Annotated in this window: 9 protein-coding genes; 6 read left to right on the plus strand and 3 right to left on the minus strand. The window is 41.1% G+C overall.

Features of this window, described 5'->3' with window-relative positions; all coding sequences use genetic code 11:
- The 5 genes from bamA to lpxA all read left to right on the plus strand — a co-directional run bounded on the left by bamA (window position 1) and on the right by lpxA (window position 5318).
- A complete protein-coding gene (gene bamA / locus J3U75_RS05965; protein WP_267391018.1) occupies window positions 1–2376 on the plus strand; it encodes an outer membrane protein assembly factor BamA in 2376 nt (791 codons plus the stop codon).
- Between the two features lie 24 nt (window positions 2377–2400).
- Window positions 2401–2901: an OmpH family outer membrane protein gene (locus tag J3U75_RS05970; RefSeq protein ID WP_267391019.1), complete on the plus strand. Its 501-nt coding sequence runs from the start codon at window positions 2401–2403 to the stop codon at window positions 2899–2901.
- Between the two features lie 8 nt (window positions 2902–2909).
- Window positions 2910–3971 (plus strand): UDP-3-O-(3-hydroxymyristoyl)glucosamine N-acyltransferase, encoded by a 1062-nt coding sequence (lpxD, locus tag J3U75_RS05975; RefSeq protein ID WP_267391020.1) that lies wholly within the window; start codon window positions 2910–2912, stop codon window positions 3969–3971.
- A 4-nt stretch (window positions 3972–3975) separates the two neighbouring features.
- A complete protein-coding gene (gene fabZ / locus J3U75_RS05980) occupies window positions 3976–4434 on the plus strand; it encodes a 3-hydroxyacyl-ACP dehydratase FabZ (RefSeq protein WP_267391021.1) in 459 nt (152 codons plus the stop codon).
- Between the two features lie 107 nt (window positions 4435–4541).
- Window positions 4542–5318, plus strand: a complete 777-nt coding sequence (gene lpxA, locus J3U75_RS05985; protein WP_267391022.1) for an acyl-ACP--UDP-N-acetylglucosamine O-acyltransferase — start codon at window positions 4542–4544, stop codon at window positions 5316–5318.
- A gap of 471 nt (window positions 5319–5789) precedes the next feature.
- On the opposite strand, the gene J3U75_RS05990 is transcribed toward lpxA, so the two are convergent.
- From J3U75_RS05990 to J3U75_RS06000, 3 genes are all read right to left on the minus strand, one after another.
- Window positions 5790–6203, minus strand: coding sequence for an ExbD/TolR family protein (locus tag J3U75_RS05990; RefSeq protein ID WP_100156581.1), 414 nt, complete (start codon window positions 6201–6203; stop codon window positions 5790–5792).
- Window positions 6204–6206: 3 nt separating this feature from the next.
- The gene (locus tag J3U75_RS05995) at window positions 6207–6872 is read right to left on the minus strand and encodes a MotA/TolQ/ExbB proton channel family protein (RefSeq protein WP_100140989.1); all 666 of its coding nucleotides are present in this window, start codon (window positions 6870–6872) and stop codon (window positions 6207–6209) included.
- A gap of 82 nt (window positions 6873–6954) precedes the next feature.
- On the minus strand, window positions 6955–7722 hold the full coding sequence (locus J3U75_RS06000; RefSeq protein ID WP_267391024.1) for an energy transducer TonB: 768 nt from the start codon (window positions 7720–7722) through the stop codon (window positions 6955–6957).
- Window positions 7723–7983: 261 nt separating this feature from the next.
- On the opposite strand from J3U75_RS06000, the gene J3U75_RS06005 reads away from it, so the two are divergent.
- Window positions 7984–8784, plus strand: coding sequence for a DUF3472 domain-containing protein (locus J3U75_RS06005; protein WP_267391026.1), 801 nt, complete (start codon window positions 7984–7986; stop codon window positions 8782–8784).
- Window positions 8785–9076 lie beyond the last annotated feature (292 nt).

The following is a 9076-nucleotide window of genomic DNA, read 5'->3' on the forward strand; positions in this document are numbered from 1 at the left end:
ATGAAATTAAAACAGATAACTGTCAGTTTAATGGCCTTAGGCCTGTCTTCACTGGCTTTGGCAGTCGAACCGTTTACCATAAAAGACATTCGGGTAGAAGGTTTACAGCGTACCGCACCGACAACCGTTTTCAGTTACCTGCCAGTTAAAATCGGTGATACATTCAATGATGCCGAAGGTGCAGAAATCATTAAAAAATTATACGCTACCGGTTTTTTTGATGATGTTCGAGTGGAAACAATGGGGAATCAGGTTCTCCTGACAGTTGTTGAACGCCCGATTATCAGTAGCTTTGATGTTACCGGCGGTAAATCAATCAACAATAACGATATCAAGAAAAATCTTAGTAATTTTGGTCTGGGTCAGTCACGTGTGTTTAATCCAGCCACACTAGAGCAAGCCCTGCACGGCCTGCAGGATGCATATCATCAACGAGGTAAAAATGCGGTCAAAATCACTCCCAAAGTGACTCGGCTTGAACGTAACCGTGTAGCACTCGAACTAAAAATTGATGAAGGTCCGACTACCACCATTAAGTCTATTAACTTCAGCGGCAACCAACAGTTTTCCGCCCATACCTTGCGCAATCAGATGTCTTTAAGCCAGAAAAGCTGGACCAGCTGGTTGACCCGTGATGACCGCTACTCTGACAGTCAGCTACAGCAGGATCTGGATAAAATCAATAACTTCTATCAAGATCATGGCTATCTGAATTTCCGCATTGCCGATGTCAAAGTTAATAGCAGTGAAGACAAAACGGCACAAATGATTAATATCAGCGTAAACGAAGGTTCTCGCTATCGTTGGGGCAAGGTAACCATAAGCGGAGACACACGCGAAGTACCCATAGATTCATTGCAGAAGCTGGTTAAAATCAAACAAGGCAAATGGTATAACCGTTCCAAAATGATTGATATCATCAAAGCCATTCAGGAAAAAATGGGTAGTTCTGGCTATGCTTTCTGTCAGGTAGATGTTCGACCCATCCCGAATGAACAAACACACGTTGTAGATTTCGTACTCAACGTCGTGCCAGACCGTAAAGTATACGTCAATCAAATCAACATTACCGGTAACAACAAAACCCGTGATGAAGTCTTACGGCGTGAGTTAAGACAGATGGAACGCGCACCCTATGACGTATCCAAAATCAATCGTTCCAAAGAACGTATACAGCAACTGGGCTATTTTGATAATGCGCAAGTAGATGTCAAACCAGTGGCCGGTACACCCGACCAAGTTGACCTGGATATGAGCGTGAAAGAGCGCTCTACCGGCTCCATCAATGTTGGCGCGGGCTGGGCTCAAGATGACGGCCTGCTCCTGTCGGCCGGTATTTCTCAGGACAATCTTTTTGGCACCGGTAAATCAGCCAGTCTGCAATTATCACGTTCCAAGGTAAATCAGGTTGCTGCCTTATCCTTTACCGATCCGTACTTCACCCCCGACGGCGTCAGTCTGGGTTACAACGTCTATTATCGTGGTTACAACCCTAGCAAATCTGACAGTAATTCCATGGATTATAAAACCACCACAATTGGTGCAGCTATGACCATGGGTGTACCCATTACTGAATATGACCGCGTAAACTTCAGCTTGGGTGCAGAACATCTCGCTGTTAACCTGTATGGTGACTATGCCCCTCAACGTTATGCTGAATTTGTTCAGAAATACGGAAAAGATAACTGGATATTTAAAGGTACCGTAGGCTGGGGACGTAATACCACAGACAGTGCATTATGGCCTACGCGCGGCTACATAATGAATGCTAATATTGACAGCGGTTTACCAGGTGGTGATTTACAATATTACAGCCTAAGCCATGACCAGCGCTGGTATTTCCCAGTTAGCAAAAACTTTACCGTCATGCTGTACGGACAGCTTGGTTATGCCGATGGCTATGGTAAAACCAAAGATCTGCCATTTATGTATGCCTTCAATGGCGGTGGTTTGGGTTCTGTGCGCGGTTATGAGTCCGGCACATTAGGTCCGAAATATTTCAATCGTTACAGTGATGGTTCCTATAGCAGTGATTCCAGCAGTTATGGTGGTAATTATATCGCCACAGCTACTGCTGAACTGTTATTCCCGTTTCCGGGTATTAAAGATCAGCATACAGTCCGACTGAGCTTGTTTGCTGATGCCGGTAGCGTATGGGACAACAAAACTTATAACTATTTTGACGAAAAAAACCCTTATGGTGGTTCCAAAACCCATAAATCCAGCTTTGGCAACGAAGTACGTTATTCAGCTGGTCTGGCTGTAACATGGTTATCACCCATGGGGCCATTAAAATTCAGTTATGCTTATCCGATACACAAAAAACCGGAAGACCAGTTACAGCGCTTCCAGTTTCAGTTAGGAACCACGTTCTAATCGCAGTCAGATAAGGACTAACACATGCTTAAAAAAATTTTTTTAACACTAGTAGTTACTCTGTTTTCATACAATTTGGTATGGGCAGAAAGCATACAGAAACTTGGCTTTATTGATACTGGTCGAGTCTATCAGCAATCAATTCAGGCTCAATCTATTCAGAAAGACTTGGATAAAGAATTTGCTCCGAGGCAGAAAAAATTGCAAGCCATGCAGACTGAAGGTCTGAAATTAAAAGAAGCGATTGAATCTGGAAAAATTCCTGTCGCTGAACGAGAAAACAAAATTAAGCAAATGCTGCAAATGGATGAGCAATATAAAACAGCAGCAGCAGAACTAGCAGAAGATTACAATCTGCGTCGCAACGAAGAGTTTGCTTCACTTCAGCAAAATGCCAACAAAGTTATCATCGATATGGCAAGAAAAGAAGGTTATGATCTAATCATACAAGATGCCATATTTGTTAATAGCAAATTTGACATCACTGATGCCGTCATCAAAGCACTTAATGCGCAGAAACAGTAAGGTAAAAAATGGCTGAAAATCACCTAACTGCCTCAGCTTTGGTTAAACAACTGGGTGGAGAACTGCGTGGCGATGATGTCATTCTCACCCGCATTACTTCATTGCAACAGGCACAGGAGCATGATATCAGCTTCCTGAGCAACCCCCGTTTGCGGGAAGATGCAGTAGCCAGCCGTGCAGGCGTCTTAATTGTTACCGAAAAATCAGCGGCAGCACTAGTGGGACGTACACTGATCATTACTGATGATCCTTATCTCTATTTTGCTCGTGTAGCGCGTCTGTTTCATCCATTCCAACAAGCTAGGTCGGGAATTCATCCGAGCGCCATCATCGCACCATCAGCACAAATTGCCGACAGTTGTGAAATCGGAGCTAACGTTGTTATAGGAGAACGTTGTGTTATCGGTGAACACACACGCGTACTGGCAGGTACGGTCATCGAAGAAGACTGCATCATAGGTAATGATTGCGTCATTCACGCCAACGTTACCATTTATCATGGTTGTCAGCTAGGCAACCGTGTTGAACTGCATTCCGGTTGTGTCATCGGTGCCGATGGATTTGGTTTTGCCTGGGATAAACAAAAAAATGAATGGTTTAAAATCGTTCAGACCGGTTGCGTGATTTTGGGGGATGATGTCGATATCGGTGCTAATACCACCATTGATCGCGGTGCCATCGAAAACACCATTGTTGAAAAAGATGCCAAAATCGACAATCAGGTAATGATAGGCCATAACGGTAAAATTGGTGCTCATGTTGCTATTGTTGCCTGTACCGGCATAGCTGGCAGCACAGAAGTCGGTGATTTTTCCGTAATCGGTGGTGCAGCGATGATAGGTGGTCATTTAAATATACCGCCCAAAACGACTATAGGCGCAGCCACTGCTGTCAGCCACAGCATTAAAGAAAGCGGTTACTACGCCTCTATTTTCCCATTACAAAAACACAATGACTGGGTGAAAAATGCCGCACACATTCGGCATTTACACGAAATGAACCAGAAAATAAAAGCTTTGGAACACCAGTTAGCCGAGCTAAACGGCAATTCATCAAACCAACAGGATTAACGCAATGGATTGGTCTCTACCTTTAGACGTTCGAACACTTCAGAAATTATTGCCTCACCGCTATCCATTTCTACTGATTGATCGTGTCACAGCTTACGACAGTGAAGCCATGACCTTAAGTGCAATCAAAAATGTTACCGCTAACGAACCCTTTTTTCTAGGTCATTTCCCTGATTTCCCAGTTATGCCTGGTGTACTCATCATCGAAGCCATGGCTCAGGCCTGCGGTACACTGGCTATCCTGAATCACGGTGGACGGGAAGATGATGAAATTTATTTTTTTGTTGGCATAGATAATGCCCGTTTCAAACGCCAAGTCATACCGGGAGATCAGCTTAGGTTTGAAGTTAATCTTGTGGCTAACAAACGGGATATCGGAAAATTCAAGGCAGTAGCCTGGGTGGATAATCAGATAGCCGCAGAGGCAGATATCATGTGTGCTAAACGAAAAGTTGATAAATAAAAGTTATCCAACAGCCACAAATATTCATGACTCTTATAAAATTTATAATAGTATCATTAATCACTTATGATTAAACTGGTCGTAAATCACGAATGTAGGAAATATACATGACGCAGATTCACCCCACAGCCATTATTGATCCCAAAGCCGAACTCGATAGTAGCGTATCTGTGGGTGCTTATACCGTAATTGGTGCCAATGTGCAGATTGGTGCTGATACCGATATTGGACCGCATGTTGTCATAGACGGGCATACCACTATTGGAGAAGGGAACCGTATTTTTCAGTTTGCTTCGCTCGGAGCAATACCACAGGATAAAAAATACCGTGGGGAACCCACACGACTGATTATCGGTAACCATAACACTATTCGTGAATTCACTACATTCAATACCGGTACTGTTACTGGTATTGGAGAAACCCGCATTGGTGACGACAACTGGATAATGGCCTATGTCCATCTAGCGCATGATTGCGTCGTTGGCAGTCACACAGTCTTTGCCAACAATGCGTCACTAGCTGGTCACGTATTGATAGGTGACTATGTAATACTGGGCGGGTTTTCACTTGTACATCAATTTTGTCATATCGGCGATTATGCCATGACAGCTTTCGCAGCTGGTGTCCATAAAGATGTGCCACCATATGTCATGGCAGCCGGATATCGTGCTGAGCCAGCAGGACTCAATACCGAAGGCTTGAGGCGACATAAATTCACAGCAGACCAAATTGCCAACATCAAACGCATCTACAAAATTCTTTACCGGGAAGGATTAAGTTATACCGAGGCCAAGTCCAGAATTATTATAGAAGCAGATACAGCAGCGGAATTACATATCTTTAAAGAATTCTTTACTCATTCAACCCGTGGCGTCATTCGCTAAAACAGCATAAATAAATCTGGTAGATTATAAAATCTACCGGATTTATTTATTAAATCCAGCTTTGCCTGTATAAAGTTATTATCACATTTCAACTCAGATTTATTATTGTTTAATATAAATTTTATCCAGTCCAGCCGACAATTTTATTATCCTGCATAATAAATAATTTTATTTTTCTTATAAAAGTTCTGATTGGATACCTGCTTCTATAATTTCATAGCAATTACACAAAATTTTAATAAAAAAATTTAACCCTGTTTATAGTAAATACATATTTAGCTTTCCCAACAAATTGTGCAGAATATTTAAAATCACTAAGGAATTTTTTATATTCATGAGCAAATAAATGGCTTAAATTGATAACCAATTTCATTAAAAATATGAAGCTGAACAAAAAAGGACTTTCTTTTATAAGAAAGTCCATCAATCTTCCAGTAAAATTAGTCTGTATTACAAATCCAAATTAAACCTCTACTTGTCTTCTGTAACAAAGCCAACCTTCACCAAACCTGCATCCCGTGCTGCAGCCAAGACCTGAGCAACATGATCATAAGCAACATGCTTATCAGCAGCTATTGCCAATACCACATCAGGATTAGCTTGCACTTCTGAATGTAAATTATTTTGTAGTTGTGTCAATGTAAGAGACTTGTCACCCAGCTTATATTCTCCATCAGCCCCAATCGATAATCGCAATGGCGCTTTGGGCTCAGCCTTTTGCTGCGAATTTGCTGTAGTAGGCAAGGTTAATGGTATAGAGTGAGTCAGTACCGGCATGGTAATCATAAATACAATTAACAGTACCAGCATCACATCAACCAGTGGCGTTACATTGATATCTGCTGACTCATGAACCTCATCATCGCTAAAATGACCAAATGCCATCACTTATTCCCCATTATTTAATAGCTGCGCATGCAGGTCATGAGCAAAACCATCCAGATCACGACTTAAATTTTTCTTGCTGCGAACCAAACCGTTATAAAACAACAAAGCCGGAATAGCAGCAAACAAACCAATGGCGGTAGAAATCAGCGCCTCCCCTATGGGACCAGCAACAGCAGCAATACTCATTTGCCCACTATGCCCGATATTAATTAAAGCATGATAAATACCCCATACCGTACCAAAGAGCCCGATAAAAGGCGCACTCGAACTAATAGAAGCCAGAACGGTTAATCCGCTTTCATAGCGCCGTAAAATCTGCTCCATACTATTGCGAATCTGGCTGGTAAGATAGCGATTAAAAGGCATTGCCGCAGCTAAAGAATGATTAGCCTGATCATGATACAGCTTGCTCGCACGCAGAGCATCCCGGGTAAGACTTGCAACCGGAGACTGATTATCAGCCAATTCATGTTGTAACTGAGTCAGATTTTCTGCTGAAGCAAAACAATTTAAAGCAGTGCGATTATCCCGTCTGGCACACCATAAGCTCCAGCAACGCATCAATGCAATAATCCAGGTCATAATGCTCATCAGGACAAGAATGGCTAAAACAGTCAGCAAAATCCAGCCACTCTGAGCATAAATTGAAGCAATATTACCGTCCATAAGAATAATTACCTTCAAAGTTAATAATGATTTAATTAAATCATCTAAATAGATATAAAAACTAAATTACCGCTAGCCACTCTTAATTAGGCATTCTAAAAGCAACATTAAAATGATATTTATACGGAATAGGTATACCGCCACGAGTAGCCGGTTTAAATCGATATTTCAGTACAGCCTGTTTGGCTGAACGATCCAAGCGGCTAAATCCACTACTTTTGCTGATTGCTACATCTAGGGGTTTACCATCTGCAGATACTGATACAGTGATTCCAACAACGCCTTCTTCACCATTATTCATCGATTCAGGTGGATAAACAGGCCGTAAGGCAGCTAGATAGCCGCCCTGATAGTCTTTGGGTACCACTAAACTACCGCCAGCTTGGTCAGCGTTATTTTTATTACTTGTAGATGTTGAGTCAGATTTACCTTCATTATTAGAAGAAATAGAGGCAGATGAATTATTTTCAGAAGTCGGCTTGATAAGACTGGGTTTCGCCGTTGTGGGTATTAGTTTAGGCTTATCGTCTTTAGTAGGATTAACATTAAATTCACTTTGTCTTTTAATCGAAGCCACAGGTTTAATTATCGATTTATCCGATATCACTTTCTTAGTTGCCGAAACCTTCATGATTTGTTTCTGTACGACAGGTTGTTTAGTTGGTGAACTAGGTGCAACATCTGGAATAGCCTGATGTCCACTCATACCTAAATCGACAAAACTAAGGGATTGTATTTTTGTGTCAATATCAATTTTTTGAGAATGAATAGCAATTGCCCAGAATAAAAGCACATGCATGCTGAGAACAAAAACAACAATCAAAAAATTGGCTTTACGTTGGTTTTCCATATCTTGATTATGATAATAGAAACCATTCCTATTTGCAACATGACTTAACACTATAACACATGCCTATTCCGATAGTGCAAACTAAGTAATTTACGCTGATTAGAGCCAAGCTAGCTAGATATTAAGCCCCATTACCAAGCAAAAAATCTTCTTAATGAGACTAATATTTTACGATTCTAATCTCAACACCTACATATATCTAATGAAGATTTTAAGCATTTGAATAATTAATATTTTTTGATAAAATATTTAAGAGACAATATGCGCAAGCATAAAAGGCATAAGATTGCTCAGACTCAGATAATTAATAAATATTTTAAGGAGAAAGTTATGAAAAGACGAATTACGGCAATGGCAATGGCATTTACTACTGGTTATGCTTTAGCCGCTACGCCTACACTAAACTGGAATATCCCTACTAATAAAGTAATAGAGAATATAACCTTTGGTATTACCATTAATCAGGCTGCTCCCGTTGATGAGTTTTATTTTTCAAATCAGTTCGGTTTCACAGGTGGTGGCGGGATTGGGTATACCGGTATTCAGCCTACTAAAAACGCAAAAGATGGTTCTCGTCAGTTTATGGTGTTGTTTAGCAGTTTTCGTAAAGACACCATTGCCAGGCATGCAAATTGTAAGGGTGGGGCTGATGGCGCTAGAAGTGGTGCCACTTGTCGTATGTATATACCAGGAGAGTTAGGAGATACCTTTGCGTTCCGAGTACAGAAAAATGGAAATTTGCTGATGGGAACTGTAACAAATCTAACTACAGGACGCCGAGATATCATAGGACAGTGGGAAGTAAGTCCATCTGCGGGTAATTTGGCCAGTAAACAAATCTCATGGATCGAAAACTATAAAATGAATAATCCCTCCTTTCATTTGACGTGTGATAAAAAAGGTTGGCCTTACTATGAGGTTAAATTTTTGCCACCAACCGCCAACAACAACACCATTAAAGGTTCTATTTCTACATTGTCCAGAGGTTCAGCTGCATGTCCTGGGGCGATCACTTGGCAGCATGACGAAAGTGGAACCTTAGTTAAAGGCGGATATAAATAATTTATAAACCATAAGATAAAAGCACGCTGTCGGCGTGCTTTTATCTTTAATAAAATACTACTTATATAAAACATTTAACCAAAAGATTCCCGTATTATGTGAAAGGAATCGTGTCACTCAAACAAAAATCAACTTATGGCCATATTCTTGGCAAGCTAAAGCAAACTTCAATGCAGTCATAAAGACAAAAAATAAATCTTATTAGAACAGAGGTTTGGTGTATTGGATAAAAATAAGCGGAGGAAGTAGTTGACAGGGTGGATGTAGGGGCGTATAGTTCGCCTTCTTCGCT

It is taken from the genome of Snodgrassella sp. B3088 (assembly GCF_026535815.1).
Lineage (GTDB): Bacteria > Pseudomonadota > Gammaproteobacteria > Burkholderiales > Neisseriaceae > Snodgrassella > Snodgrassella alvi_E.